This is a genomic window from Pseudomonas sp. PDM15 (genome assembly GCF_014851565.1).
Classification (GTDB): Bacteria; Pseudomonadota; Gammaproteobacteria; order Pseudomonadales; family Pseudomonadaceae; genus Aquipseudomonas.
The window spans coordinates 1-409 of record NZ_JACVAA010000032.1 but is presented as its reverse complement, the minus strand read 5'-3'; the positions used below and the strand labels follow the sequence as shown (position 1 = coordinate 409).

Below are 409 nucleotides of genomic sequence, written 5' to 3'. Positions count from 1 at the left end.
GCTGGGCCGGCGACCGCTACGGCGGCATCGCCATCCCGCGCATCGGCATGGAGGTGCTGGTCACCTTCCTCGAGGGCGACCCCGACCAGCCGCTGGTCACCGGCTGCCTGTACCACAAGGAGCATGTCGTTCCCTACGACCTGCCAGCGAACAAGACCCGCAGCGTATTCAAAACCCTCAGCAGTCCGGGCGGAGGCGGCTACAACGAGCTGCGCATCGAAGACCGCAAGGGCCAGGAGCAGATCTATATCCACGCCCAGAAGGACTGGGACGAGAACGTCGAGCACGACCAGAAGATCCGCATCGGCCACGAGCGCCACGACACCGTCGAGGCCAATAGCTACACCGAGCTCAAGGCCGAGGAGCACCGCACCACCCACCAAGACCGCAAGACCGAGATCCGCGCCAA

Annotated in this window: 1 protein-coding gene; it reads left to right on the top strand. The window is 65.0% G+C overall.

Annotated elements, in window-relative coordinates:
* A partial coding sequence (locus IB232_RS23410; protein ID WP_225592495.1) for a bacteriophage T4 gp5 trimerisation domain-containing protein occupies positions 1 to 409 on the top strand: 409 nt, incomplete at both ends.